The sequence below is a fragment of the Bdellovibrio sp. GT3 genome, from assembly GCF_037996765.1.
In the GTDB taxonomy this organism is placed as follows: Bacteria; Bdellovibrionota; Bdellovibrionia; order Bdellovibrionales; family Bdellovibrionaceae; genus Bdellovibrio.
Genome location: NZ_JBBNAD010000002.1, coordinates 1 through 24631 on the forward strand (window position 1 = coordinate 1; position 24631 = coordinate 24631).

The window sequence follows — 24631 nt, forward strand, 5'->3', positions numbered from 1 at the left end:
ACATTTCTCATCGTTAATGTTACTTAGCGACGAGGTAGACGGTTGTATCGAAGGCCGAAGCCCTTGTCAACACCCTCTCAAACTTTTTTCTCAATTTTTTTCAAAAAGAAAAAATTCAGAAAATCGTTTGATCAGACCAGCTGCCAGCAAGAAAAAACATTATTGAATACAAATCAATAAGTTAGGTCAGCTGTTTGTGTTTGATTTTTCAAACATCGCGGCGGTGAGGCTGAGTTATAGGCCTATTACCCAAACCAGGCAAGGGCTTTTTTATTTATTTTCGGATGCAGTTTAATCAGGCAAAAAGTGCACTTTTTGCTAAGAATATGGGCAGAAACTAACTCCGCGGCGCTTCATGCTGAAATATCAGGCCCCAACAAATAGGCAGAATCAGGCGGTAATTTCAAATGAAAGCTGAGAAAGGCTTCGAACAGAACTAAAAATCCCCGCTCTATATATAGAAACGAGGAACCATCCATAAAACCCACATATATAAAGAACTCGCTGAACCTATCTTAAGATCTTTATTTGGATTCCCTGTCTTTTACGATCACTTCAACTTCTCCATCGTTTTCAACCAAAGGATTAAACGTCACCGGATTGTAGGCGCGCGCTCGCTTCACAGAGACGACGTCAGCAGAGAATGAATTCTCGGAGCTCACAGCTCGCGCGAGATTTTGTTGGAGTGCTTGGCCCTCTTGATTGGTGCTCTCAATCATAGAGTTGAAATCACTGCGCGCAGAGGCCAGTGACAAATACAAACTAGAAACAAGAAGCAAAACTATTTTTTGAAGCATGTTCCCCCCAGTGCTTGGATACTCTTCAAAGCAAGGAACAGACCAGGGGTTAAGTTGTTGATATTCCGAAGACGGGTCTGAGCACTTATACCCGGAGTATCTCCGCTCCACCGATGGAAGTCCTTGAAACCCGGCCTGTTTCCAGAAAGATGACTAGGAAACAAACATGAACAAGATATACACGGTGAATTGACTCAAACTGAGACTATCGATTCGCCACTCTGGCGGCAGGCTTTTGCAGCTTACGCAACTTTTGCGAAACCTTCTTGGGCTTACCTACACTTGCTATGCGACGCTTGATGGATTTCTTTTTCTGCATTGCCAGATACTTTTCAAAAGTCACAAGTCGCTTTGCCGGAACAACCGAAAACCGATGGGGGTTCTGAAATTCGAGTGCGTCCTGCAAAATCTGACGATCGATATTTTGATAGCGTTGATCCTGGTACGCAGTGACAGTGGTTTTGATTCTTTCAGGAAGAGGATTCAGTTGATTCAACCGATTCATCGTCTGAAAGACAAGTAAGAAACCAAGAAGTGCAGAAACAGGAAAGTTCATCAACAAATACCCCACTCGTGTCAGGCAGAATATCTGAAGAGAATGAATTAAGAACGCAAAATAAGAATTCTCGTATTTGGTAGTTTCATAGTGCGATATTCGTGGAATCTCCTCGCAGGAATTATGAGGAGCATTCCCGAATCTGCTGGCTCCACTACTCGGCCTGTTCGCTCAGTGCCCCTTAGTTTTGCACTTCAGGATTGATTCGACAGAAGTGCTTTTTGGTGCGAACAGGAGACTGAATTCCTGACTGATTCCTGGAATTAGATTAATTGCAGATACAAGAGTCTCAGGTTTTATCTTGGTAAAACTCATTCCTTTGACGTTTGTGATTTTGATATCCTTGGCAACGAATGCCAACGTCAGTCCCCTTTGCGAAGGCATGCGCTCCAATACGATGGGAGCAACTCCATCAACAAGGTATTCAAACGCAACAGACCCATTTTCGGAAACTTCCGTAGCTGATGATTGCACCTTTTCACCATTGACTGAGCAATCCACGTCGACAGCTTGTAATTGTGCTTTTGAGGCAGCAAGAGCCTCAGCCAGATAGGCTTTGATTTTGAAATTCTTGTATTCCTCCCAATTAAAGTCGTTTCTTGGAGTTAAATAGAGCTCCAATGAACCTAAATCGAAGGTCACCATATCAAACGCCGATTCAACATTTTTCATTGCCTCTTCGGAACGCACTCCTGAGCCCTTTGCACATGCTGCGATTTCCGATTTCAAAGTGTCTTTTACATACTTTATTTTATTTTTAATCAGCGTTGGCAAAACATACTGTTTATCCTCGTAAAAACTCTCTGCTGCAGTGACGAAGGAACTCAAGCCTGGGCAAAAGTCTTCGAATTTCAGCGCCGTCGACTCGGCGAGTGTGTTTACCCTCTTTTGCAGCAACTCCCCATTCACCGTTGCCAGCATTTTCTGAGACGCCAATGGCATCAACAAAGTAGTTCTCTTTAAGATCCCCTGCGAGATGAGCTCTTGAGCTGCGACATCCAAACCGTAGGATGCTGCCGCCTGTTTGAAGGCTTGCGCAAGAACATTGATATCCATCTGATTTACCTTTCCTTCAGCTAGTGAAAGATCAAATATGTACTTATTGGACTTTAAAGCTTGATAGAACGTCAGGTCTTCACCACCTGAGACTGATTTAAACAAATTATCAAATGCTTCCGATTCTGGAGTGGTTGATGAATCTCCAGCGAGATCCATTCGCAAACGCACAACAGCTTCGAAGACCATTCCAGAAATAGCCGCATTCAAGGAATCTGCGCTTAAAGCAGAACCGTCGGATGATTGCCCTGCTGTAATAGTTTGATCAAGCCGGGAAACCGATCCTCTTTGCAGAGTCTTGACAGTTACTTCATCGGGGTTCGCGGGTTTCGTCGTAAAGGGATCTGTCCCAGAATGAGACAATAGATTACCGTCACTGTTCGGTTGGCAGCCAACTGTCAACAATATGAAAGCGCTAACGAATATATGCTTTTTCATAACTGGATTCCTCTTGTTGATATTGGATAGTTCCAGATTCATGCCCTCTTTGGACCCATTGCTATAAACAACAGTAAGTGTATATTTTTTCCCATTTGCCTGCCTATATTATGGTCAAACATGCAAACTCCATAGGGTGAGCTGGAAAATATTTGTTTATTTAGCTCCAAATGGTACACAGGGAACATGGAAAAAAGTGCCGTCAACGAAATCCCTTTTGCAAATATCTCTGAACAGTATACTGAAGCCCGCCTGCTTTTGCGTGAGGCTCTGAAGGCCACTGGCAGAGTCTATTTATCTTCACGATTTGACGACCACTTTTTCACTCTTTCAAACAAGGAGCAGCTGGATCTTCTGCAGGACCTTGAAAGATGGTCCAAGCTTATTCTGGAATTTGTGGCTTCGGGTGGAAATCACAAAAAAACAAAAGATATTTTCCGCTACTATCTGTCGCGTTTGAACTTCTCGGCTCCCGAGAGTTTTATCAACCAAATTCAGGATGGAGACGTTGTTGAGATTTTCGGCAGCGACAACCGCCGCTTATTTGCGAACCCTGAGTTGTTTGATTTTTCATCCTATGCGCCGGATGTGATGTTTTCCGGTCAATGGTGGAACTTGTACGAAAGAGATTCTGTCATTTCCGACAAGCTACAAGAGATCGGGTACGAGACGTTTATGGGATTAAATAAAACAACCCTGAAACCGAACATTCCCACTCATACGGTTAAGGAAATTCGCTCTCAGGGTCGTTATGTTTCTGAAGTGCAGATCCGAGCAGTGGCCCCAATTACAATTGGCACCACTGTGGTTGCAGTTGCGGCCTTGGAAACCTTTAGGCTGCTTGAGGGTGCGCTACCTTTGCACACTCATTCATAATTCTGTAATAGATTTCCATGGACTCGCACAGATTCTGATAGATATGTGCGCGTTCAAGATCAGTCACCTGATCCACCGCCTTCAATACATCCTGAAAATGCTCAACGTCCTCTTCGGCGTGAACTTTCAGGAAGGTATAACCTTTAATACCTGCCGCTTTGATTCTGTTTAAAACTTTTGGACCTGACTTCGCTGCCAATCCTTCAAGGAAAAGCGAGTATCCCAAATGTGACGTAGGACCGACTTCTTTAATCCAATAGTATTGGGTTTTCCAGAAAACATCGGTAAAGTTGAAAACATGAGAAGATTCACTGCGCATGAACTTCAAATCATTCTTACTCATTTTCTCATGGCCCGCCTCCTCTTCGATATGGTGTTCGAATTGGGCTTTCAATGGATGACTTTTCGGTAAAAGATCATTGCACATATTCAGGAATGTCGATGTATGCGCAACGAATGCGTTGGTTTGCGCAACCCATGAACTGTAAAAGTTAACACTTTCCCACGGCATGGTTTCAATAAAGTTACACATCTCATCTACTTTGGCAGTGGCTTTTGCTCTGAATTCTGCTGGTTTCATAAATTCTCCTGTAATTTGAATTAAGCTGCGATTTTTGAAGTTTGTGGCATACCACCCCAAAGGGCTTCCACTGTCTTTTTGGTGAAATCATCCGCTTCCCTTGGTGTTTCGTATTTACTCATCACCATGACCGAGCAGAGATTGTTGTATTTGCTGATTTGAGCAATTTCCGTGAATCCGATCAAATCGCCCAGGAAATTAACCTTGCGGTCCATACGTGCAATCCCCAGAGCACCTTCGAGATTTAACTCCTTCATGACTTTAAGACCCAAGCGAACGATAAGCTCCGCCACTTTAGGACCGCCGGCTTCTTTGGTACGGAAGCCCGGGGCTACCGTTAAATACTCCATTGCCAGGAATGAATTGATGTTCTTTTCAAGAAGTTTGGTTTTGGCCTCTTCAGACATCGCACGAACGTATGAATGATCAAGGCTGCTGCTTTCACGCAAGTCAAAAGGACTGTACAAATGGAATCCAGCGACCTCGTCATCCTTTAGAACCACCGCAATCACCTTGGCACGCTGAAATTCATCGTGATTAAGTTTTGCTCCACGTGAAGCCAAATCCGCGCCAAACTCACTGGCCCAAAGGTGGTAACACTTGTTTACGTAACCGATCTCCTGAGTCGTTTTTGCACCCGTCGTATAGATGAGGCGATATGAAAAGTTCATGTAAATTCCTCTTGGTTTTTAGGTAGAAACATTTCCGTGTTTGTATAAACATAAACACGATGATATTTCGGATGTGCACAGAGAAATGTTTAGTGGAGAGATGAGAAAATGAATTCGTACGGTGAATTTCTAGCCTATTGCCGAAAAGTCAAAGGTCTGTCTCAGACTCAAGTCGCAGAGATTCTTGGTTACGAATCGGGTCAAATTGTTTCTGATTGGGAATGCAACATCTCCCAGCCTCCTATACTTGTCATAGGTGAACTGGCGCGTATCTACGATTCCCCTCGTGAGACGTTTTTCAACTACATCCTAGAGAGACAAATTAGCGAAATCACAACGAACCATCAAAATGTCTTTACAGAATCAGGAATAATTAAAAAGGCTATGAAATCGCTGCAATAAAGAGTGATCTTAGTTGAGTCGACATCATCTACTTTAAATAACTGATGCAGTTTCCCCAGACTCCACCCGAGGTGGATTTTAACTCCTGTTGTGTCCTCAGCATTGCTAATCCTTAAGATATCGTCGATAAGGATATCAAGCACATGTTAGGAGACTGAACACATGGAGCTCGATCGGCTAACCACATGCAAATACTGCCTGAGTCCCTCAAATGGATTCGAGTACTGTTGTGAAGCATGCCGGATCTTGAGCACCCAAATGGGTTTCTTAAATCTTTCTGATAAGAATCCCTTTGCCTATCTGGACCAACCCGAATTTCAAATCCAGTACAAACAAAGTATCGACAAAGGATATGACTATCTGATTTTTTGCGAGGGCATGCACTGTTCTTCCTGTGTGCACTTGATTGAAAAACTCACGGAGTACTGTCCTGGAGTTTCAGAAGCACGTGTCAACTTTGGACAATCCACGGTGGCGGTGACACTTGCACCCGAGGGCTCTTTAGCAAAGGTGGCTCAGGCAATTTCGGAATTGGGCTACACTCCCCGACTAATTGGCACAGCTGATAATATTCAGGATAAATACACTCAGGAAAACAGAACATTCTTAAAACGCATTGCGGTCGCAGGTTTCTGTGCTGGCAATATAATGTTATTCACGATTCCCATATATGCAGGACTTTCCGGTGTGTGGGAAAAAGCTTTTAATGCTGTTGGACTTTTGCTGTTTTTGCCAGTCTTGTTGTACAGTGCTCAACCGTTTTATCATGGCACCCTGAATGCACTAAAATTTCGCACCATGAATGTGGACTTGCCGATTACCATCGCCATGTTGAGTGGATTCTCTCTTTCCACTTGGAACTTCATTAACGGCAAGGGTGACATTTACTACGACAGCACCGCAAGTTTTCTGTTTCTAATCCTCAGCGCACGCTATCTGCTGAAAAGAGTGCAGCAAAACTATCTGGCTCCTGCACGCATGGAAACCTACTTCAAGGATCAAATCTACGAGTGCATGAATAACGATACCTCCAGATTGATTCCATGGAATCTTATACGACCTGATGACATTATCCGCATCAGATCAGGACAGACTCTCCCGACTGACTGTGAACTCTTGGGCGAATGCGCCACGGTGGATTCTTCCCTGTTCAATGGTGAATCTGTACCACAAGTTTATTCCCAAGGGATGCAGCTTCTCGGAGGAACGAAACTTCTAAGCAGTCCTGTTCTGATGCAGGCAAAGGTCTCTTTTGAGAAAAGCAAAATAGGTCAGCTATTTCAGGATTTGGATCAGAAGAGTTATCAAAAAAGTCATTTCGTGGGGCTTACGGAGCGTCTGGCTCAGCATTTGATAGTTGGTGTCTTTTCGTTGGCAGCGGTTTTTGCGATTGGATACTCCTTCGTGGATCTGACAGTGGCACTACAAAGAGCCCTGGCTTTGATTGTCATTGCGTGTCCTTGCGCACTGGCATTTGGATCTCCTTTAACCTTGGGACTTGCTTTAAAGAAAGCTCAGAAAAAAGGAATTTTAATTAAAAGTTCAAATGTCTTTGAGAAGGTTTTGGAAATCAAGAATGTCTTTTTTGATAAAACTGGAACACTGACAACGGGAAATTTAAGCCTTACCCAGAGCGTGCCGACAGATCTTTCCGCTAATTTAAAGTCCATCATTCTTGGACTGGAGTCGTCGTCTCAACACCCTATCGCATTTGCAATTCGTCAAGCATGGGCTGACACCACTCCTTCCAACAGTATCACCGATTTGGGTGAGATTATAGGCTATGGAGTAAAAGGTCAGGTTAGTGGTGACCAATACGAAATCAGCACGGCGCAAGTAACCCACGCAAACTCTCAAATGGTCATTCAGGTTCAAAAAAATGGAATGACTGTATGCCACCTCTTCTTTGAAGACCGTTTGCGCGATGAGGCACCCGCAATTATCAAAAGACTTCACGCAAAAGGCATTCAAACGTTTTTACTCTCTGGTGACTCGAATGCAAGAGCCAAAGAGGTTGCCCAAAAATGTTTCATTCCAAATGAAAACGCGTTGGGAGAAATGTCTCCTGAGGGAAAATTTGAATTTTTAAAGATCCACGACCATACATGCATGATCGGTGATGGCGCCAACGATTCATTGTCATTAAAAAATGCCTCTGTCGGTATTGCTGTCAAAGGCAGCGTCGACCTGAGTCTGCAATATGCAGATGTTTACTTCACCCGAGGCGGATTGAACCCCTTACTGGACCTCTTTGCCTTGGCTGAGAGAACTCGCAAGGTTCTTACCAGAACTTTAACTGTGTCGTTAATTTATAACTTGCTGGGCGGAGCTGCCGCATTGTTGGGGTTTATTGATCCAATGATGGCGGCAATTCTGATGCCGATCAGCTCGGTGCTGATTGTACTCACCTCACTTTGGGGGATGAGATGAATATTTTAATACTTATGATTCCGATGGCTTTACTACTGGGCGCAGGTTTCCTGTACTCATTTTTTTGGGCGAACTCCAAAGGTCAGTTCGATGATCTGGAAACTCCCGCCCACCGCATGCTTTTGGATGAAAACGAAAGGACTGAACGTGAACACATCAAATAAGGTTGTAGAGAAAATTATCTACGACGACGACATCGTAAAGAAATTCGCGATAGCCACCATGGTCTGGGCTGTGGCGGCATTTCTTTTCGGCTTGATCGCAGCCATTCAAATTCCATGGTGGCCAGCCAACATGAATATGGAATGGCTTACTTTCGGCAGACTGCGCCCCTTACACACCAACGCGGCAATTTTTGCTTTTGGTGGTAATGCGATCTTCGCCGGGATTTACCACTCATCCCAAAGACTTCTAAAAACACGCATGTTCTCAGACACCCTTTCAGCCATTCACTTCTGGGGCTGGCAACTTATTATCGTCGCGGCAGCGATCACTTTACCACTGGGATACTCCCAGGCGAAAGAATACGCAGAGCTGGAGTGGCCGATTGACATTGCGATCGCCGTCATCTGGGTTGTTTTTGCGGTAAATTTCTTCATGACGATTCACCGTCGTCGTGAAAAGCATCTTTACGTGGCGTTGTGGTTTTATATCTCAACAATAATCACGGTGGCAGTTTTGCATATTGTGAATTCAATCGAGATCCCGGTGGCCTTCATGAAGTCTTATCCGGTGTACGCAGGTATCCAGGACGCCCTGGTACAGTGGTGGTACGGACATAATGCCGTGGCCTTTTTCCTGACAACCCCGTTTTTGGGTTTGATGTACTACTATATCCCCAAAGCCGCCAATCGCCCGGTTTACTCTTACCGTCTGTCTATTATTCACTTTTGGTCCTTGGTGTTCATCTATATCTGGGCTGGCCCCCATCACTTGCTATACACCTCTTTGCCAGAATGGGCTCAAACATTAGGGATGATTTTCTCCGTGATGCTTCTGGCTCCTTCATGGGGCGGAATGATCAATGGCCTTTTGACTTTAAAAGGTTCGTGGAACTTGCTTCGTACAGAACCGCTTCTTAAGTTCTTTGTGGCGGCTTTGACTTTCTATGGTATGGCGACATTTGAAGGACCACTTCTTTCCATTAAATCCGTGAGCGCATTAGGACACTATACTGATTGGATTGTTGGTCACGTGCACGGGGGGACCTTGGGTTGGAATGGCTTCCTGACATTCGGGATGCTTTACTATATGGTTCCACGTCTTTGGAAAACGCAGCTTTACTCCAAGAAACTTTTGGAGAATCACTTTTGGTTGGGTCTTGCCGGCGTCATTCTGTACTACGTTTCGATGGTCGTTGCCGGTATCACTCAAGGTTCGATGTGGAGAGCTGTCACCAAAGAAGGCACGCTGGTTTACCCTGACTTCATGGAGACAGTTGTGCGCATTGTTCCTCTTTACTGGGCCCGTGCCTTGGGCGGAACACTCTTCCTGATTGGCTTCCTGTTGATGTGCTACAACATCTATAAAACAATCAAACTGGCTCCACCAAAAGTCAAAGAGGACGTGGTTGAGGTAACCAGAACTGGCTATAGTGAGATTTATACTTCAGACCATAGAAAACTGGAAGGCATGGGGTTTGTATTCTCTGTGCTGGCCTTCCTGGCAATAGCCGTTGGTTCATTCATTGAAATTTACCCGACTCTTTCTCTTCATAAATACATCAATCCGGCTCAAATCACAGATCCGTACACGCCCCTTGAAATTGCAGGTCGCAGTATTTACATTCGCGAAGGATGTTATGTCTGTCACTCACAACAAATCCGCCCGATTGTTTCTGAAGTATTACGTTACGGACCCGCTTCCACAATTGAAGAATCCATGTGGGATCGTCCGTTCCAATGGGGATCAAAACGGACAGGACCGGATCTTGCCCGCGTTGGCAAAAAGTATCCGAACCTATGGCACTTCAGCCATATGATGGACCCGCGCGCCGTCACTCCAAGCAGCATCATGCCAAACTATCCATGGCTGGCAGATAAAGACACGAACTTCATGCGTCTACGCAAAGAAGTCTCTGTCATGAAGCTTTTAGGTGTGCCTTATGATGACAACACTGCCGCAAATGCAGATGGCATCGCCCAGAAGCAGGCAAAGGAAATCGCTGCAGACATAGAAGCAAACGGTGGTCCCCGTGGAATGGAGAAAAAGGAAATCGTGGCTTTGATCGCCTACCTGCAATCCTTGGGTCAGAAAGGAAAAGCTCAATGAAACAACTAGGTTTACAAGCCTTTACAGATACCTATCTGACGTCTTTTGGTCTGGTCATATTTTTTACGTTTTTTGTTTGTGTTTTGCTTTGGGTATTTCGCAAAAACAGCAGGAATCACTACGGGGATATGGAAAAAATGCCCCTAATGGACGAGGAGTTTTCAAATGCACGACCAAAATAATGACCAGAATCAGCAGCACTTTCATGAGTATGATGGCATTATCGAGCACGATAACAACCTGCCAACCTGGTGGCTGTGGCTGTTTTTCCTGACGATCATTTTTAGTGCTCTCTACTTTTTGCACTATCAGTTCGCGGGCGGACTGACATTAAAAGAAGAGTTGGCAGTGAACATGGCCGAACTTGAAAAACAGAAATCAGAATCAGTGGCTTCCGCTCCCATTGAAACCGAGGAATCACTTCGAGAAGCCTTTGATAAAATTGACACCAACATGGGCGTTGCGGTCTTCACCAGTAAGTGTGCCGCTTGTCATGGTCAGGAACTGCAAGGATTGATTGGTCCAAATCTGACGGATCATTTCTGGATTCATGGCAAAGGGACGCGTATGGATATAGTAAAAGTCATTCGCGACGGCGCCGCTGAAAAAGGGATGCCACCGTGGGGTCCTGTTCTGAAACGTGATGAACTTTATGCGACAGCAAAATATATTATGTCCAAGTTGGATTCCAAACCCGCAGGTGCGAAACCACCTCAAGGAGAAGAAGTGAAATGAGTCTCGATCCAAACCTCCTCACCTCTGTTGATGAATACGGTGATCGTATCGCGATCATTCCTGCAGAGGTGAAAGGTTTTTACAAACGGCATCGCACCTGGGTGCATTCCGTTTTATTGGTGATCTTTTTGATTCTGCCATGGACTACAATTCGTGGTATCCAAACCGTTCTGATTAATATCCCTGATCGAGAATTTTCATTCTTTGGAATATTATTTCATGCCCACGACACTCCCCTGTTATTTTTCATATTAGGCACCATTGTGCTGGGGTTGGCATTTGTTACCTCCGTCTGGGGCCGTGTGTGGTGTGGCTGGGCTTGCCCGCAAACGGTGTTTATTGAAGCCGTCTTCAGACGAATCGAAAAATGGACCGAAGGTGGCTATGTTGAACGCCGCAAGCTTCGCACAGAACCGTGGACGTTCACAAAGTTTCGGAAAACCGGAAGTAAATGGGTGCTCTTCGTTTTAGTGTCATCGCTGATCGCACACAGTTTTATTGCCTACTTTGCCGGAGCAAAGAGCCTGATACGGATGATGGAAAATCCGCCATCTGAAAACTGGAGCTATTTCTTATTGGTTTCGATCGTAACAGCTTTGGTGCTATTTGATTTTGCCTGGTTCCGCGAACAGTTCTGCGTGATCATGTGCCCTTACGGTCGCTTTCAATCACTGCTTATCGATAACAAGTCCCTGGCTGTCGTTTATGACACCAAACGTGGTGAACCACGCCGTGGCCAGGTTCCTGCCGGCGGCACCCAAGGCGACTGCGTTGCCTGCAACCGTTGCGTAAATTCATGCCCAACAGGAATCGACATACGCAATGGACTGCAAATGGAGTGCATCGCTTGCACAGCCTGCGTGGATGCTTGTGATGAGATCATGGAAAAAGTGGGCAAACCCAAAGGACTTATCCGTTATGACACTTTGGATTTTAGTAAAATCAAACTCACCCGCGCAAGGCCGTTGGTATACATGGCGGTTTTACTGATGTTGATCTCTGGATTGACTTACGCAATCACCACCCGCGATGCGTTTCATTGGACACTACTGCGAGGTCAGGGGCTGCCTTACTCATATATTCAAAATGAGGAGAGCAAAGATATCATTCAAAACCAATTCAAAATCCATATTCAGAATCAGGAGCGCGTCGCCACTGAGTACCGACTCTCCGTTGATGATGAAATTTTGAAGTCCGGCGCACTGATCATGGTGGCTGAAAATCCCCTGACATTGCAGGCGCATGAAGACCGCGAGTGGTACTTTTTTGTGCGTCTTCCGGAGAGTTTGTTCAAAGGCACCAATGGACAAATTAAAACCAAAGTAAAAATTGAAAGCCGCCATGGTGAAATCGTCAACCAAAGCGAAAAAGAATTGATCATTGTGGGGCCAAAGCTATGAACTCGGGAATGTTGCTGGCTCTGGGAATATTAAGTACGAGTTTCTTAGGAAGCTGGCACTGTGCTGCTATGTGCGGACCTATCGCTTGCCTGATGGGAGAGCGCAAATCGCTTTTCTCGTATCACATCGGTCGCTTGATTGCTTATGTTGCGCTAGGTGCATTCGCTGGTGGTATGGGCCAATTACTACTGGGCTCGCAGTACCAGTGGATTCGTACTGCCTCTGCAGTTTTATTTGCGTTGGTATTGTTGAGTATGGGTCTGCGTCTGATCGCTCCACGATGGGGTGATAAATTGACTCTAAAGCTTGATCCTCATGGATTGATCATGGTGTTTCGTCAGATGCGTAAGTTTCATTTAAATCAGTCCGGTTTTGCCGTGGGACTATTAACTGGAATACTGCCTTGTGGCTGGTTGTACACCTATATTACTGCGGCGGTAGCCTTACAGAGTTCTTTGATGGGTGGAGCTTTGATGTTTTTATTTTGGGTGGGTGGGCTTCCGGCCATGGCTGCTTTGCCTGCGATGATTCACAAAGGCCTGCGCCAAATCCCGCTTCGTCAGCAACGACTGGCGGGATTAATCTTGGTTGTGGCTTCGGGTTACTCGTTATGGAGTTTTTTCTATTTTTCTCATACAGGCTAACGTTTGACCAATCAGGTAACTTTGATCTGCTCTTGTGATTTTTAGAATGATAAATCCGGCTTGAAAACGGCTAAGCCAATCGCGACGGAACAAAGAAAAACAACCATACTATAATGAACCACCGCCCATTGAGGCTTCTTTTTTGCAAAGTACACTCCCACTCCCAAAAGCAACCAGCAGGCTGTTTTAGCAATGGCCCAATTAGGAAAGTTTTCTCCCATATTCAAAACACCCACCAACTTGTGGGCAGTAAAAAACACCAAGACCCAGCTTATCCCGTGAGTGATAAAGCCAATCTTTCGAATTTGGTTTTTCCCCTCGATCCAAGTGCCGGCAATGACAAACCCCAGACTGATAATCAGAGTGGCGATACTAATGATGTGAAGAGTTTTATACGTAAGATATTCCATGATTTTCCTTACCGACACAGTGTTTTGACATCGTCTTGAAGTTGATGCTAAAACCTCTAGTTAACTAGAGGTCAATAGCATTTATGAAAAACAATGACTCGGTCGCATCAATTCTTTCTATCGGTGAGTTATCAAAAAGATCTGGCGTTGCGGTCACTGCTATCCATTTTTATGAATCAAAGGGGCTTATTTATTCGGCTCGCAACGAAGGCAACCAACGCCGCTTCCCCCGCGGAATGTTGCGGATACTAGCAATCATCAAGGCGTCGCAAAATTTGGGGTTTTCACTGGAAGAGATCAAACAGGGTCTGGCGATTTTACCCACAGATCGCGCTCCCACTCAGCGTGAATGGAAAACTTTGGCGACAAAGTGGAGAATCCAGATCGAAGCAAGACTTGAGGCCTTAACAAACTTAAGAGATCACCTTGATACTTGCATCGGCTGTGGCTGCCTTTCGATCGATGCGTGCCCGATCCGTAATGGCAACGACAAGCTTGCCAAAAAAGGACCCGGAGCTCATTTATTGAAGTGATTTGGGCATAAAAAAAGCCGACTCGAAGTCAGCTTTTTTGAAGAAAATGGGGTGACCGACGGGGCTTGAACCCGCGACACTCGGAATCACAATCCGATGCTCTACCAACTGAGCTACGGCCACCACAAAAGGAAGATCTTTTATAGAGCCTTGGCGGACAAAGTGCAAGATCGAAAAAGCGGTTTTTAAAAATTCTTTAAACCCTAGTAATCACAAGGGGCTACGACCGGATGAGCCTGGCAGTGAATGCTGGCATTTTGCGCATTTAGGACCATTAAGTCAGACCATTCGCCGTTTGCGTTGCAGCGCCGACGCTCACAGGTGACCCCCGGGCTGTTTAAAAGACACTGCTTTTTTTGCCCCTTAGGGTTGCCCTTGCACACCCAGGAACACTCATTAAAGTTCGCAGCCGGCGCGGAACATACGCCTCCTGCGCGCTTTGCAGCCTCAGCAGCTTCCCGCTCCTTACGAACACGATTTTCCTCTTGCTGTTGGCGTTTCTTATCGGCACCGTCGAATAATGCAATCTCTTTGGCCGACATCTTGGTGACCGGAGTCAGGTTGCCACGGGGAATTTTGCGCCCCTTCAAAAGAACATCGTAGGCGATCTCCCCGCCTTCAATAATCCCCTGAAAGCCGACCTGCTCGCCCGCCTTCGCTGTTGCCGTTGTTTCACCATTCATCGCCGAAAACTCGATAGAACCTTTAATCACCTTCACTTCGCCATAAGCTTTGGGAGAATTCATATTAAAGATAAAATCACCAGCCGGAGGAATAAACTCGTAAAGGTCAGTACGCAACACCGTGTTGTAACGGGTTTTCTCGCCCTCTTTTTGCACCCATCGCAAACTTCCGGAGTTTAAAATCAAGACCGGCGCCTCGCCACCCTCCCAACTGATGGTTGGCAAAAGAACTGAACTGTTCGGTAGAACTGTGAATTTACGAACTTCTCCAAATGCAATCCGCACGCTGGAATCATCGCCCGTTTCAAAAAGAGCTTTTTCCTGCAAAGGCGTGTTGCGGGTCAGATTGACCTTATGGCCATCTTTCCCGGTCAAAACAACCTTCCCAACAACCTCTTCAATGGCTGGATACTTTGGCGGAGTCGCCACGGCCAATCCGGCGCTTAAAGTAAGTAGTGAAAGTATCGCTTTAAGTTTAAGTGTTTTCTTTAACACGTTCGAGCTCCCAGAGTTTTGCATACTTTAAGAATAGCGAATAAGCGGCACCAATAGCGATCACAAATCCTGGCAAGCCATCCAAAAATCCGGCTTTTACGAAATAAGTTTCAATAAATTTGCCGAAAGGCTTAAAGATCATCTTTAAATAGGAGAATTGCGCCCCTCGTGCCTGCAGCTCGCGAGCTCCCAATCCGGAGTATCGGTCATTTGTGATGACCTGATCGCTTAAATCATCAAAGACATAATGAAGCAATGGTGAGGTCATTTTAAGGTGACTTTTCACTTCGACCTTTTCATGTACATTTGCGGAATTCCAACGACTTTTTGATTTATTGAATAATCTGAGCTGGAAGTCAGGATACCAACCTCCGTGCGTAATCCATCTCCCCATGTGAAAGGATTTACGGGGAAACAGATAGCCCGCCTCAGAGTCAAGGCTTGCGAACTTTTCTACAATTTCCGAAGCAAGCTCTGGACTGAGCGCTTCGTCAGCATCCAAGGAAAGAATCCAGTTGTGCTTTGCTTGCTCGGCCGCAAAGGCCTTTTGCGGTCCGAAACCGCGCCACTTTTCCTGAAACACACGGGCGCCTGCTTTTTCAGCAATCTGCACAGTGCGATCCGTCGAAAAGCTGTCGACTACCACAACATCGTCGGCAAATGGAACAGAACGAATGCAGCGATCAATGTGCGCTTCTTCGTTTAAGGCAATCACAACAAGAGAAATTGGAAGTTTCGTCACTGAATTAGCTTGGTGTTCGATCAAGGTCTTGTCAAATGATTCGCAACTCGATACCATTTTTTTGAGCTGAAAGGTTTTTCTTGATGAATTTTGCTAAATACTTCGTTTTATGTCTGTTTTTGTCTTCGCCGGCGCATGCTTATCTAAGCATTTTGGAATCCGGGGAGGTCCTTTCTTCCAATCTTATTCAAGTTGGTTTTGAACCTCAGATTCTAACCAACCGGGAAAGCGGCGCAAACTTCGACGTTTTTGTCGAAACCGGCCTGAATGACTCCACCAGCGCGCGCTTTTTGATCGGCGGCGGAACTATCGACTTTAATGCATTTGCCAGTGTTAAATGGATCCCCATTCCAGATTTCGCAAATCAGCCTGCCATGGGTATCCGCGCCGGCATCGGCTTTGCCCGCGATAATGACGACAACGTCTTGCAAGTTCAAGCAGCTCCTCTTTTGAGCAAAAGATTTGAGACTGAATATGGCTTGACCGTCCCCTACATCGCGATTCCATTCGCTTACCTGAACACCAAGGAAGACAACTACATCGCTACAAACTTGGCGGTGGGCACAGAATGGCAACACCCAGACCTAAAAGACACAATGACTTTGGGTGGTGAAGTTGGTGTAGACTTGAATAAATCGTACACTTACATCAGTATTTTCGCGACTTTCCCTTTTGAAAGCAGCAAAGGATTCGGTAATTAATATGTTTTCATGGTTTTTTAAAGACGAAGCCGGCACCGCTGCTGATTTGTATGTCGACTTGGGCACTGCGAATACTTTGATCGCCGGTCGCGGTAAGGGAATCATTCTGAATGAGCCTTCCCTGATTGCGTACCAGCAAACAAGTCCGGGTCGCAAACGCGTGATCGCAGTCGGCACCGATGCCAAGGAAAAACTGGCCAACAATCCTGGAAATATTTTTGCGCAAAAACCAATCCGTGATGGCGTCATCGCTGACTTTGAAACCACTGAAGTCATGTTGAAACATTTCCTGAGCCAACCCGGAGTTAAATCCGCTTTCTCGCGCCCGCGCATTGTCGTGTCTTTGCCGTATGGTGTGACCGAAGTGGAAAAGAAAGCTGTGATCGAATCCTGCAAAGCTGCCGGCGCGAAGGAAGTATTTCTGATCGATGAGCCGATGGCGGCTGCGATTGGTTCTGGCTTGAACGTGAAATCCGCCGAAGGAAATATGATCATTGATATGGGCGGTGGCACAACGGAAGTTGCGGTTATCGCTTTGGCTGACATCGTTTATTGTGAAGCGGCCCGCGTGGGTGGTCACAAAATTGATGACGCTATCATTGACTACTTCAAACGCTACAAAAAACTGATCATCAACGATGTGACTGCTGAATACTTGAAAGTCGCAATCGGCACAGCTGTTCCCAAGAAAGACATCAAAATGGCAAGCATCACTGGCCGCGACGCGGAGACAGGGATGACAAAGTCCATTGACGTGAGTTCGGAAGAAGTGGGTCTTGCGATGAATTCCTGTATTCAGGAAGTGATCAATGCCATCCATAAGGCGCTTGAGCACACACCTCCTGAACTGGTTTCAGATATCATCGAGCGTGGCGTTGTCCTTGCTGGTGGTGGTGCTTTGATTCGCGACTTTGACTTGCGCATTCAAAACGAAGTGCGCTTGAATGTGCGCGTGGCCGACAGCCCACTAACAGCCATCGCCTTGGGTGGCGAAGCAGTACTTTCGGATCCAGAACTTTTGGATAAGATTCAATTGGAAGTTTAAACTAAAAAGCCCCGAATTTTCGGGGCTTTTTTTTTTAGATCTGCTCTGCGTTTTTCATATCTTCACGAACAAGTTCGTTAAGTCTTTTCGCCACCGGCCCCTGCACTCCTGACCCAATCTTTTGCCCTTCGTATCTTGTCACGGGTAACACATCCAAGGTGGTGCCAATCATCATCACTTCTTTGGCTGATTTAATATCCTGCTCTGTGATATTACTTTCTTGAATGCTTTTAAGCTCACCACTTTTAATCAGGGCCTCCGCCAACTCAAAAGTTCGCATCATTGTGGTGCCCTTTAGAATTTGGTGCAGTGGCGGTCTGACTAAAACACCGTCTTTATTCAAGATGACCATATTCTCGGTACTGCCTTCCAGAAAATTTCCTTTGTCATCGACGTTGATGGTGAAATCAACCCCGCGATCGACACTTTCTTTTTTCATCAAAACATTGGGAAGATAGTTACAGGATTTGATTCTTGCAAAGGCCGGCTCCTTGGGAGGAACCGCGCTTTTAGCAATACTCACACCTTCCTGATATTTTTCGGGCGGCAAAAGCTTTAAGGTTGTCACGACCAGATACAGTTGCTCGCCCACAGAGTCATAGGGATTCGTGGTAAATCCACCCGGACCACGGGAGACATAAAGACGCAGTAATGCATCCTGAACCTTGGCGACTTTCATAGTTTCAGAAATCGCAGATTTAACATCCGCGATGGACATGGGAAGCTTCAAGCCGATTTGAGCTGCGGAAGCTTCCAAACGACGCATATGTTCTGCAAACAAAAAAATTCTTCCATTGACGACCTTGATTGCCTCAAAAACGCCATCTCCCCTGTGCACCAGATGATCATCCACCGGGACAGTCATAAGACCCGGCTCCGTCACGATTCCACCCCACCAAGTGCTATACATGGCTAAGTATGATTGCTGAGCTGGATATTTTTTCTCAGCGAGTTTTGCAAGAATCTGTGCCGGGGTGAGTAAGGTAAGTGACATACTGAAAGCCGTCCTTATAGATGAGTCTTAAGCCACTTCTATTCTCAGAATGGCAGCATGAAATTGGCAAGTTTTTTGTTTTTTAGTTTGACCTTCTATTCTTGCAATTTGGACAATATAGCTTCAGACATCAGGGAGGATGCTATGATTTTTCGTGTGGCCTTTTTAGTAGCTGCAATGAGCTTGTCCGCGTGTTCACTTTTTCAGGGCAGACGCGCCCCCAACCAGGAAATGCAAGTTTCCCTTAAGGATGAAAAAGGCAATCCAGCAAAAGCCAATGTCATAGACTCCGGCACAGCCGAAGACCAAGCCCGTGCGCAGGAGTTGCGCGAAGCCGTCGCCGCTGAAGCTGCAAAACAGGCTGAAAAAAACCAACAAGCCACTGCCACGGCAGCACCTGTTGCGGCTACCACCTCCAACCAGACTGCAATCCCAGGAGCTAAAGCTCGCATGATGGGTCCTGTTGCTGCGGAAAAATCCTTGGGTTGGTTAAAAAACGGAAACACTCGTTATGTTACAGGTCGTTTGCGTTCGGATGGGGTATCCACCAAGGATCGCACCCGTCTGGTGGAGAGCCAAAAACCCCATGCGATCGTATTGGCGTGCAGCGATTCCCGCGTTCCACCTGAATTGGTATTTGACCAAAAACTGGGCGAGATCTTTGTCGTTCGCACCGCAGGTGATTCACTGAATGAATCCGTTATCGGAAGCATTGAATACGGCATTCAATACCTGGGAGCGAACCTCATCGTGGTACTAGGCCATAGCTCCTGTGGTGCCGTGGCAGCAGCCATGACCGGTAATGATCTTGGCAGCCCCGCATTAAACGCAATTGTCGACGATATTAAACCTCGTATTACGCAATTCGCAGGGAAAACTCCGTCTCGAGGACTGGTGCAGGAATCCTTTGCTAACGTCTCTGGAGTGGCTCACGATCTTTTGCTGCATTCGCAAATCGTGCGTGACGCTGTAGGCTCGGGTGATGTAAAAATCTCTAGAGCACTTTATCACCTGGATTCAGGCAAAGTAGAGTGGAAAGACTAGAGTAAAATTGGTAGAAAAACTGGAGAGTTAAGCTGATGAGTTCGCCGCGTAAAATTTTGATGACCTGTGCCCTGCCCTACGCCAACGGCTACATTCACTTGGGCCACTTGGTGGAGTATCTACAAGCTGATTTCTGGGCACGCTTTCAAACCATGCGCGGCAACGAATGCGTATTCATTTGCGCCGACGACACCCATGGCACTCCGATCATGGTCAAGGCTCGCGAGCAAGGCATCACTCCGGAACAGTTGATTGCGGCTTCTTTTAAAGAACACACGGCTGACTTCGCGGATTTTCAAATTAAGTTTTCTCACTACGGTTCTACAAACGCTCCGGAAAACAAAGCCCTGATTGAACAATTCTACGGCAAGTTCGTTGAAGGCAATCACACGCGCACTCAAGCCATTCAACAACTTTACTGCAACCACGACAAGATGTTCCTGCCGGATCGTTTTGTTAAGGGCACATGCCCTAAGTGCGGCGCCAAAGAACAATACGGAGATTCCTGTGATGTCTGCGCATCCACTTACTCACCTAGTGATATGAAGGATGTGCACTGTTCAATGTGCGGCACCACTCCGGTGATTAAAGACTCCGAAAGTATTTTCTTCAAACTAAATGATTTCAAAAAATATCTGGAAGAGTGGATCCCGAAACACTGCGCCCCGGACATCGCAAAAAAAATGCTCGAGTGGTTCAATGAGGATCTTCACGATCTGGATATTTCCCGTGATGAGCCGTACTTTGGCTTCCCGATTCCGGGCACGAATGGCAAAAAGTTTTTCTACGTGTGGGTGGATGCACCGATGGGCTATATGTCCACGACTGAAATCTGGGCAAAGTCTCAAGGCAAAACCTTGAAAGACATCTGGCAGGATCCGACGCGTGAAATCTACCACTTCATCGGTAAAGACATCGCCCGCTTCCATACGATTTTCTGGCCGGCCTTCTTGAAGGCTGCGGAATTCCGTTCGCCGAATCAGGTTTTCGTTCACGGTCACTTGATGGTGAACGGCGAAAAAATGTCCAAATCCAAAGGGACATTTATTGCGGCTCGTACTTACCTGAATCATTTGAACCCAGAGTACTTGCGCTACTACTACTCCACAAAACTAAACAGCTCTGTGGACGATATCGATTTGAATCTGGAAGAGTTCGTAAACCGTGTGAACTCGGAGCTTGTGGGTAAAATCACAAACCTCGGTTCCCGTGGCGGCCAGATGTTGAAAAAGAAAATGGACGGCGTAATGAGCACGCCAGACACTGAGGGGCAAAAGCTGATCGCGCACGCGCAAAGCAAATCAGAAGTGATTGCTGGCCACTTTGAGGCCCGTGATTTCGCCAAAGCTCTGACTGAAATCAGAACTCTTGCTGATGATGCGAATAAGTACTTTGACGAAAAAGCTCCGTGGAAGACATTGGAAGCAGATCCAGTTGGCACAAAACAAGTGATCACCACGACTTTGAATGTTTTCAGAATGCTGGCAATCTACCTGAAACCGGTTCTTCCTGAATACACGGCCAAAGTGGCTAAGCTATTGGGCGAAGGCGACTACAAGTGGAGCGACATCAATACTGTTCTGACAAATCGTTCAATTAACGATTACGAGCACCTTGCAACCCGCGTGGAAGCTGACAAAGTGAAAGCCATGGTTGAGGAAGGTCGCAAGATCAACGAAGAAATCCAGGCCGCGAAGAAGGCCGCTTCCACAGCCCCTGCCGCCGCCAAGGCCGTGGCGGGCACGCCCGCAGTAGCTTCAGCGGAGGCGGGTCCGGGCGAGATTGAGTTTGCGGACTTTGAAAAAGTCGAGCTTCGTGTTGGTCAGGTTGTTGAAGCTGAAGAGATCAAAGAAGCCGACAAGCTTCTTCGTTTGAAAGTCGATATCGGCAATGGCGAGATTCGTCAGATTATTTCCGGTATAAAAGCTGCTTACAAACCTGAACAACTTTTAGGTCGTAAGCTTTTGGTGTGCGTGAATCTAAAACCGCGTAAAATGAAATTTGGTATGTCTGAAGGTATGATCCTGGCGGCCGGTACTGGTGGCAGTGATTTATTCATGCTTTCCCCGGATGATGGCGCTAAAGTCGGCCAAAGAGTGAAGTAATGAGCCTTTCAGCTCAGGATAAGAAATCCCTCGAAGAAATTCATAAGCTTTTTATTGAGCTTGAGAAATCCTCGGGGGATTTTTCTTTTGATCCATCTAAACTTGCTCTGCTTAAAGATAAAATTTCCCAACTGACTTCGTCTGAGAATGCAGATGTGGGTCGCCTTGCACCTTTGCGCGATCACTTGCACGGGAAAATGACTTTGAAGCACTTCGTGAGCTTTGCAATTCCCTTTGAACGAATTTTGAATCGCAATTTGCAGGATGATGAATTTCTGATTATTGAAAACGACAAAAACGCAGCTCCGCAGGAAACGCTGCCACTGGTTTTTGTCCTGGATAATATCCGCTCGGCCTTCAACGTCGGCTCTATATTTAGAACCGCAGAATGCCTGGGTGCTGAGCGCATCTGCCTTTGCGGCTACACTCCCAACCCCACGCAGTGGAAAGTGGAAAAGACCGCCATGGGTACTCAGGAATACATGACTTGGGAGGAACACACCCACTTGATGGAGTGCCTGGAGATGCTGAAAGAAAATGGTTACCGCCTGGTAGCCCTTGAAACAGCGGCCTCAGCGTCAGACCTATACGAAAGCTTTGAAGCTGAACCCACGGCGTTTATTTTAGGTAACGAACGCTTTGGTTTGGATCCAACGGTTTTGCAACTGATCGACGAAGTTCGCGTGATTCCTTTGCGTGGTCGTAAAAATTCTTTAAACGTGGGCGTCACTGCGGCAGTGGCCGGATTTGAATGGATGAGACAGTGGCGAACCCGAAAATAGAGCTCACACCGATTGGCTATTTTAAAAGCTCCCAGGTGCACCCCTACGAGGCGGGCCGCCAGCCCGACAGTCATCATGCTGAAGGAGTGATTGAACTCCTTGGTGGGCAGAATTTTGAACAGGCGCTGACGGGTCTTGAAGGCTGCAAAAAGATTTGGGTGATATTTGCCTTTCATCGCAACGACCATTGGAATCCCATGGTGTTGCCACCTCGCGGGCGCAACACTAAAATCGGCGTCTTTGCCACCCGCTCCCCTTACCGCCCCAATCCGGTTGGCATGAGCTGCGTGGATGTGGTGAGTATTGAAAAACTAAGCATCACAGTTGCGGGAGCAGACATTTTGGATGGCTCCCCGATTCTGGATATCAAACCCTATGTCGCCTATGCGGATTCTTTCCCCGAAGTCGAGCCCGAGTGGCTGAATGAAGCGGAAAAACACAATGTGGAGTTTTCTGTAGCAGCCGAAAAAGCTTTGGTTTACCTGCAAGCCATGGGAGTTGAAAATCTGCGTGGCTTTTTGCAGCATCAATTGGAATTTGAACCTACCAACGGAAAAAAGAAGCGCGTTAAAGCTCTCTCTGAAAGTGAGTTCATTATCGCCTATCGCACTTGGCGAGCGGTCTTCACTGTGAAAGATCAGACAGTGAATGTTTTACGGATTGAAAGTGGTTACAGTTCAAAGGATTTAAAAAACTCTGACGACACTTATCAGGACAAAGAAATCCACCGGGAATTTTTAAAGCAAACTTTTTAGTATAAAAAAGCCCCAATTTGAGATTGAGGCTTTCTGAAGGAATCGGATTATTTTCCGTTTTTGTGTTTGTCTTTAACTTTAGCCAATTGATCTTTGCAGGCTTGAGAAACTTGGTCCTCGTGACCTTTCATACATTGGATCACTGCACCTTTTCCTGGCTTCACGTCAGAGCAGAATTTCTCCACATCTTCGTGACATGCTTCATGGATATTTTTGAAGCTCTTTTTCATGTCTTCCATTTTAGCTTTGCACTCTTTGGATACTTTGGATTTATTTTTACGCATGCACTTGTGCATGTCTTTACCTGGGGCCACACCCGGGCACAATGCTTCGCGGTCTTTCATGCAAGGACCATCTTTAATTGCACCATGTGCAGGTTGGGACATATCTGGAGTCGTAGTCGGGGCTGGAGTCACCTCTGCGGCGCCTTGAGAGAATGCGCTTACTGCAAAACAAGTCGTCAAAGCAAAAGCACATGATGCGATCAATGATTTCATTTTTCCTCCTATGGAATAGGATAATCATAGACCTGTTCGGATTTGATGCAATATCGTTTTGCCGGACTACAGCAAAAGTCTTGCTCCCATTGCCAATGAGGTAAAAAAGCTGGCGACAATTGCGCACCACAAATAACTAAACAGTGTGAACAGGCCATCTCTTTCAAGGTAACCAATTGCTGACAGGACGATGGCAATTGCGGGCACAGTGTTGGAAAACGGAATGGGCAAAGGCAGCGCAAGTAAACAGGCGTTTACGGAAAGCACCAGAAAATTCAGGACACGGAATGCCTGAAGCTCATAGAAAAACTGCATTCGTTTTCGCACGATTTTTGCGACGTAGGTCCACACTTTTTCAGCATAGTTACTAAGTTTCAAAACAGTTTTTGCAGAGACCGAAACCTGCTCCCAGCGCTTGGGCAGCCACGGTGGCCTTCTTCTAAGCAGAAAAAACGAAACCAGTATTATCAGAATTCCTGAAATCGTTGAAAGCCCCGGCACGGGGATGGGAAAAAGATACGGCAAACACAGGAACAACAAGATCATCCCGTGTCCCTCTTCACCCAGCAGCTGGAACACTCTTTTTAAAGAGAGATCTCCATGTCCCGCTTCTTCCTGCAGCAGATCCATGGCGGCAATAAATTCACTTTTCAATTTGCTTTCCTTTCGCCAAGAACCTATGACTAAGATTCCATATTATTCTAAAGGACCGGCTATGGATTGGAAGATTTTTGCGAGCACATTCATAACAATTTTCCTGGCGGAAATGGGTGACAAAACTCAATTCGCAGCTCTAGCAGCATCGAGCCAGACCAAGTCCACCATGACTGTTTTAATTGCTGTTGTATTGGCTTTGGGACTTGCCGGCGCTTTGGGTGTGATCTTTGGTCGATACTTAGGACAACTATTGAATCCACAAATGATGAAATACGTTTCTGGGACTTTGTTTATCCTGGTCGGGATTTGGGTTCTAACATCTAAAGGATAAA

General features: G+C 46.2%; 28 protein-coding genes and 1 tRNA gene. 17 read left to right on the forward strand and 12 right to left on the reverse strand.

Features of this window, described 5'->3' with window-relative positions; genetic code table 11:
* Positions 1-524: 524 nt before the first annotated feature.
* The 3 genes from AAAA73_RS00880 to AAAA73_RS00890 form a co-directional block, all read right to left on the reverse strand.
* A complete protein-coding gene (locus AAAA73_RS00880; RefSeq protein WP_340596255.1) occupies positions 525-797 on the reverse strand; it encodes a hypothetical protein in 273 nt (90 codons plus the stop codon).
* A 205-nt stretch (positions 798-1002) separates the two neighbouring features.
* The gene (locus AAAA73_RS00885; RefSeq protein WP_340596256.1) at positions 1003-1353 is read right to left on the reverse strand and encodes a hypothetical protein; all 351 of its coding nucleotides are present in this window, start codon (positions 1351-1353) and stop codon (positions 1003-1005) included.
* Positions 1354-1524: 171 nt separating this feature from the next.
* The gene (locus tag AAAA73_RS00890) at positions 1525-2847 is read right to left on the reverse strand and encodes a hypothetical protein (RefSeq protein ID WP_340596257.1); all 1323 of its coding nucleotides are present in this window, start codon (positions 2845-2847) and stop codon (positions 1525-1527) included.
* A gap of 186 nt (positions 2848-3033) precedes the next feature.
* Between AAAA73_RS00890 and AAAA73_RS00895 the strand changes: the two genes are divergently transcribed.
* Positions 3034-3723, forward strand: coding sequence for a hypothetical protein (locus AAAA73_RS00895; protein ID WP_340596258.1), 690 nt, complete (start codon positions 3034-3036; stop codon positions 3721-3723).
* Here AAAA73_RS00895 and AAAA73_RS00900 read toward each other — a convergent pair.
* Together AAAA73_RS00900 and AAAA73_RS00905 are read right to left on the reverse strand one after the other, a co-directional pair.
* Positions 3680-4303 carry an iron-containing redox enzyme family protein gene (locus AAAA73_RS00900; protein WP_340596259.1) on the reverse strand — a complete coding sequence of 208 codons (624 nt, stop codon included), beginning with the start codon at positions 4301-4303 and terminating at the stop codon, positions 3680-3682. The two genes, AAAA73_RS00895 and AAAA73_RS00900, sit on opposite strands and share 44 nt — an antisense overlap.
* A gap of 20 nt (positions 4304-4323) precedes the next feature.
* Entirely contained in the window at positions 4324-4974 is a 651-nt protein-coding gene (locus AAAA73_RS00905; protein ID WP_340596260.1) for a hypothetical protein, read from the reverse strand.
* Positions 4975-5082: 108 nt separating this feature from the next.
* Here AAAA73_RS00905 and AAAA73_RS00910 point away from each other — a divergent pair, with 108 nt between their 5' ends.
* The 8 genes from AAAA73_RS00910 to AAAA73_RS00945 all read left to right on the forward strand — a co-directional run bounded on the left by AAAA73_RS00910 (position 5083) and on the right by AAAA73_RS00945 (position 12856).
* Complete coding sequence (locus AAAA73_RS00910) at positions 5083-5376, forward strand: helix-turn-helix domain-containing protein (protein ID WP_340596261.1); 294 nt, start codon at positions 5083-5085, stop codon at positions 5374-5376.
* 258 nt (positions 5377-5634) lie between these two features.
* Positions 5635-7806: a heavy metal translocating P-type ATPase gene (locus AAAA73_RS00915; RefSeq protein ID WP_340596262.1), complete on the forward strand. Its 2172-nt coding sequence runs from the start codon at positions 5635-5637 to the stop codon at positions 7804-7806.
* Entirely contained in the window at positions 7803-7970 is a 168-nt protein-coding gene (ccoS, locus tag AAAA73_RS00920; RefSeq protein ID WP_340596263.1) for a cbb3-type cytochrome oxidase assembly protein CcoS, read from the forward strand. Before AAAA73_RS00915 ends, ccoS begins: the two co-directional genes overlap by 4 nt.
* Entirely contained in the window at positions 7954-10077 is a 2124-nt protein-coding gene (gene ccoN, locus AAAA73_RS00925; protein WP_340596264.1) for a cytochrome-c oxidase, cbb3-type subunit I, read from the forward strand. Before ccoS ends, ccoN begins: the two co-directional genes overlap by 17 nt.
* Positions 10074-10259 (forward strand): cbb3-type cytochrome oxidase subunit 3, encoded by a 186-nt coding sequence (locus AAAA73_RS00930; protein ID WP_340596265.1) that lies wholly within the window; start codon positions 10074-10076, stop codon positions 10257-10259. The genes ccoN and AAAA73_RS00930 overlap by 4 nt, the downstream gene beginning before the upstream one ends.
* Positions 10243-10812, forward strand: a complete 570-nt coding sequence (locus AAAA73_RS00935; protein WP_340596266.1) for a cbb3-type cytochrome c oxidase N-terminal domain-containing protein — start codon at positions 10243-10245, stop codon at positions 10810-10812. Before AAAA73_RS00930 ends, AAAA73_RS00935 begins: the two co-directional genes overlap by 17 nt.
* Positions 10809-12212 carry a cytochrome c oxidase accessory protein CcoG gene (gene ccoG, locus AAAA73_RS00940; RefSeq protein ID WP_340596267.1) on the forward strand — a complete coding sequence of 468 codons (1404 nt, stop codon included), beginning with the start codon at positions 10809-10811 and terminating at the stop codon, positions 12210-12212. The genes AAAA73_RS00935 and ccoG overlap by 4 nt, the downstream gene beginning before the upstream one ends.
* Positions 12209-12856, forward strand: coding sequence for a sulfite exporter TauE/SafE family protein (locus tag AAAA73_RS00945; RefSeq protein ID WP_340596268.1), 648 nt, complete (start codon positions 12209-12211; stop codon positions 12854-12856). Before ccoG ends, AAAA73_RS00945 begins: the two co-directional genes overlap by 4 nt.
* Positions 12857-12897: 41 nt before the next feature.
* On the opposite strand, the gene AAAA73_RS00950 is transcribed toward AAAA73_RS00945, so the two are convergent.
* Complete coding sequence (locus tag AAAA73_RS00950; protein WP_340596269.1) at positions 12898-13266, reverse strand: hypothetical protein; 369 nt, start codon at positions 13264-13266, stop codon at positions 12898-12900.
* An 83-nt stretch (positions 13267-13349) separates the two neighbouring features.
* Here AAAA73_RS00950 and soxR point away from each other — a divergent pair, with 83 nt between their 5' ends.
* Positions 13350-13799: a redox-sensitive transcriptional activator SoxR gene (gene soxR / locus AAAA73_RS00955; RefSeq protein WP_340596270.1), complete on the forward strand. Its 450-nt coding sequence runs from the start codon at positions 13350-13352 to the stop codon at positions 13797-13799.
* 47 nt (positions 13800-13846) lie between these two features.
* On the opposite strand, the gene AAAA73_RS00960 is transcribed toward soxR, so the two are convergent.
* The 3 genes from AAAA73_RS00960 to AAAA73_RS00970 form a co-directional block, all read right to left on the reverse strand.
* A tRNA-His gene (locus AAAA73_RS00960) sits at positions 13847-13922 on the reverse strand.
* A gap of 80 nt (positions 13923-14002) precedes the next feature.
* On the reverse strand, positions 14003-14977 hold the full coding sequence (locus tag AAAA73_RS00965) for a hypothetical protein (RefSeq protein WP_340596271.1): 975 nt from the start codon (positions 14975-14977) through the stop codon (positions 14003-14005).
* The gene (locus AAAA73_RS00970) at positions 14958-15719 is read right to left on the reverse strand and encodes a glycosyltransferase family 2 protein (protein ID WP_340596272.1); all 762 of its coding nucleotides are present in this window, start codon (positions 15717-15719) and stop codon (positions 14958-14960) included. Before AAAA73_RS00970 ends, AAAA73_RS00965 begins: the two co-directional genes overlap by 20 nt.
* 83 nt (positions 15720-15802) lie before the next feature.
* Between AAAA73_RS00970 and AAAA73_RS00975 the strand changes: the two genes are divergently transcribed.
* Complete coding sequence (locus AAAA73_RS00975; RefSeq protein WP_340596273.1) at positions 15803-16420, forward strand: hypothetical protein; 618 nt, start codon at positions 15803-15805, stop codon at positions 16418-16420.
* A gap of 1 nt (position 16421) precedes the next feature.
* A complete protein-coding gene (locus AAAA73_RS00980) occupies positions 16422-17465 on the forward strand; it encodes a rod shape-determining protein (RefSeq protein WP_340596274.1) in 1044 nt (347 codons plus the stop codon).
* Positions 17466-17499: 34 nt separating this feature from the next.
* On the opposite strand, the gene AAAA73_RS00985 is transcribed toward AAAA73_RS00980, so the two are convergent.
* Complete coding sequence (locus AAAA73_RS00985; RefSeq protein ID WP_340596275.1) at positions 17500-18459, reverse strand: aminotransferase class IV; 960 nt, start codon at positions 18457-18459, stop codon at positions 17500-17502.
* A 144-nt stretch (positions 18460-18603) separates the two neighbouring features.
* Between AAAA73_RS00985 and AAAA73_RS00990 the strand changes: the two genes are divergently transcribed.
* Genes AAAA73_RS00990 through tsaA form a run of 4 tightly spaced genes read left to right on the forward strand, consistent with a single transcriptional unit; the run spans position 18604 to position 23145 of the window.
* Entirely contained in the window at positions 18604-19503 is a 900-nt protein-coding gene (locus AAAA73_RS00990; RefSeq protein WP_340596276.1) for a carbonic anhydrase, read from the forward strand.
* Between the two features lie 35 nt (positions 19504-19538).
* Complete coding sequence (metG, locus tag AAAA73_RS00995; RefSeq protein ID WP_340596277.1) at positions 19539-21608, forward strand: methionine--tRNA ligase; 2070 nt, start codon at positions 19539-19541, stop codon at positions 21606-21608.
* Positions 21608-22390: an RNA methyltransferase gene (locus AAAA73_RS01000; RefSeq protein ID WP_340596278.1), complete on the forward strand. Its 783-nt coding sequence runs from the start codon at positions 21608-21610 to the stop codon at positions 22388-22390. Before metG ends, AAAA73_RS01000 begins: the two co-directional genes overlap by 1 nt.
* Entirely contained in the window at positions 22360-23145 is a 786-nt protein-coding gene (tsaA, locus tag AAAA73_RS01005; protein ID WP_340596279.1) for a tRNA (N6-threonylcarbamoyladenosine(37)-N6)-methyltransferase TrmO, read from the forward strand. Before AAAA73_RS01000 ends, tsaA begins: the two co-directional genes overlap by 31 nt.
* A 47-nt stretch (positions 23146-23192) precedes the next feature.
* Here tsaA and AAAA73_RS01010 read toward each other — a convergent pair whose 3' ends face one another.
* Complete coding sequence (locus AAAA73_RS01010) at positions 23193-23642, reverse strand: cysteine rich repeat-containing protein (RefSeq protein WP_340596280.1); 450 nt, start codon at positions 23640-23642, stop codon at positions 23193-23195.
* A 66-nt stretch (positions 23643-23708) separates the two neighbouring features.
* The gene (locus tag AAAA73_RS01015) at positions 23709-24296 is read right to left on the reverse strand and encodes an exopolysaccharide biosynthesis protein (protein WP_340596281.1); all 588 of its coding nucleotides are present in this window, start codon (positions 24294-24296) and stop codon (positions 23709-23711) included.
* A gap of 61 nt (positions 24297-24357) precedes the next feature.
* Here AAAA73_RS01015 and AAAA73_RS01020 point away from each other — a divergent pair, with 61 nt between their 5' ends.
* Positions 24358-24630 carry a TMEM165/GDT1 family protein gene (locus AAAA73_RS01020; protein ID WP_340596282.1) on the forward strand — a complete coding sequence of 91 codons (273 nt, stop codon included), beginning with the start codon at positions 24358-24360 and terminating at the stop codon, positions 24628-24630.
* The last annotated feature ends 1 nt before the right edge of the window (position 24631 follow it).

Coding starts and splice junctions, on each gene's coding strand:
- AAAA73_RS00880 (WP_340596255.1), bottom strand. CDS start 797: ATGCTTCAAAAAATAGTTTTGCTTCTTGTTTCTAGTTTGTATTTGTCA.
- AAAA73_RS00885 (WP_340596256.1), bottom strand. CDS start 1,353: ATGAACTTTCCTGTTTCTGCACTTCTTGGTTTCTTACTTGTCTTTCAG.
- AAAA73_RS00890 (WP_340596257.1), bottom strand. CDS start 2,847: ATGAAAAAGCATATATTCGTTAGCGCTTTCATATTGTTGACAGTTGGC.
- AAAA73_RS00895 (WP_340596258.1), top strand. CDS start 3,034: ATGGAAAAAAGTGCCGTCAACGAAATCCCTTTTGCAAATATCTCTGAA.
- AAAA73_RS00900 (WP_340596259.1), bottom strand. CDS start 4,303: ATGAAACCAGCAGAATTCAGAGCAAAAGCCACTGCCAAAGTAGATGAG.
- AAAA73_RS00905 (WP_340596260.1), bottom strand. CDS start 4,974: ATGAACTTTTCATATCGCCTCATCTATACGACGGGTGCAAAAACGACT.
- AAAA73_RS00910 (WP_340596261.1), top strand. CDS start 5,083: ATGAATTCGTACGGTGAATTTCTAGCCTATTGCCGAAAAGTCAAAGGT.
- AAAA73_RS00915 (WP_340596262.1), top strand. CDS start 5,635: ATGGGTTTCTTAAATCTTTCTGATAAGAATCCCTTTGCCTATCTGGAC.
- ccoS (WP_340596263.1), top strand. CDS start 7,803: ATGAATATTTTAATACTTATGATTCCGATGGCTTTACTACTGGGCGCA.
- AAAA73_RS00930 (WP_340596265.1), top strand. CDS start 10,074: ATGAAACAACTAGGTTTACAAGCCTTTACAGATACCTATCTGACGTCT.
- AAAA73_RS00935 (WP_340596266.1), top strand. CDS start 10,243: ATGCACGACCAAAATAATGACCAGAATCAGCAGCACTTTCATGAGTAT.
- ccoG (WP_340596267.1), top strand. CDS start 10,809: ATGAGTCTCGATCCAAACCTCCTCACCTCTGTTGATGAATACGGTGAT.
- AAAA73_RS00945 (WP_340596268.1), top strand. CDS start 12,209: ATGAACTCGGGAATGTTGCTGGCTCTGGGAATATTAAGTACGAGTTTC.
- AAAA73_RS00950 (WP_340596269.1), bottom strand. CDS start 13,266: ATGGAATATCTTACGTATAAAACTCTTCACATCATTAGTATCGCCACT.
- soxR (WP_340596270.1), top strand. CDS start 13,350: ATGAAAAACAATGACTCGGTCGCATCAATTCTTTCTATCGGTGAGTTA.
- AAAA73_RS00975 (WP_340596273.1), top strand. CDS start 15,803: ATGAATTTTGCTAAATACTTCGTTTTATGTCTGTTTTTGTCTTCGCCG.
- AAAA73_RS00980 (WP_340596274.1), top strand. CDS start 16,422: ATGTTTTCATGGTTTTTTAAAGACGAAGCCGGCACCGCTGCTGATTTG.
- AAAA73_RS00985 (WP_340596275.1), bottom strand. CDS start 18,459: ATGTCACTTACCTTACTCACCCCGGCACAGATTCTTGCAAAACTCGCT.
- AAAA73_RS00990 (WP_340596276.1), top strand. CDS start 18,604: ATGATTTTTCGTGTGGCCTTTTTAGTAGCTGCAATGAGCTTGTCCGCG.
- metG (WP_340596277.1), top strand. CDS start 19,539: ATGAGTTCGCCGCGTAAAATTTTGATGACCTGTGCCCTGCCCTACGCC.
- AAAA73_RS01000 (WP_340596278.1), top strand. CDS start 21,608: ATGAGCCTTTCAGCTCAGGATAAGAAATCCCTCGAAGAAATTCATAAG.
- tsaA (WP_340596279.1), top strand. CDS start 22,360: ATGGATGAGACAGTGGCGAACCCGAAAATAGAGCTCACACCGATTGGC.
- AAAA73_RS01010 (WP_340596280.1), bottom strand. CDS start 23,642: ATGAAATCATTGATCGCATCATGTGCTTTTGCTTTGACGACTTGTTTT.
- AAAA73_RS01020 (WP_340596282.1), top strand. CDS start 24,358: ATGGATTGGAAGATTTTTGCGAGCACATTCATAACAATTTTCCTGGCG.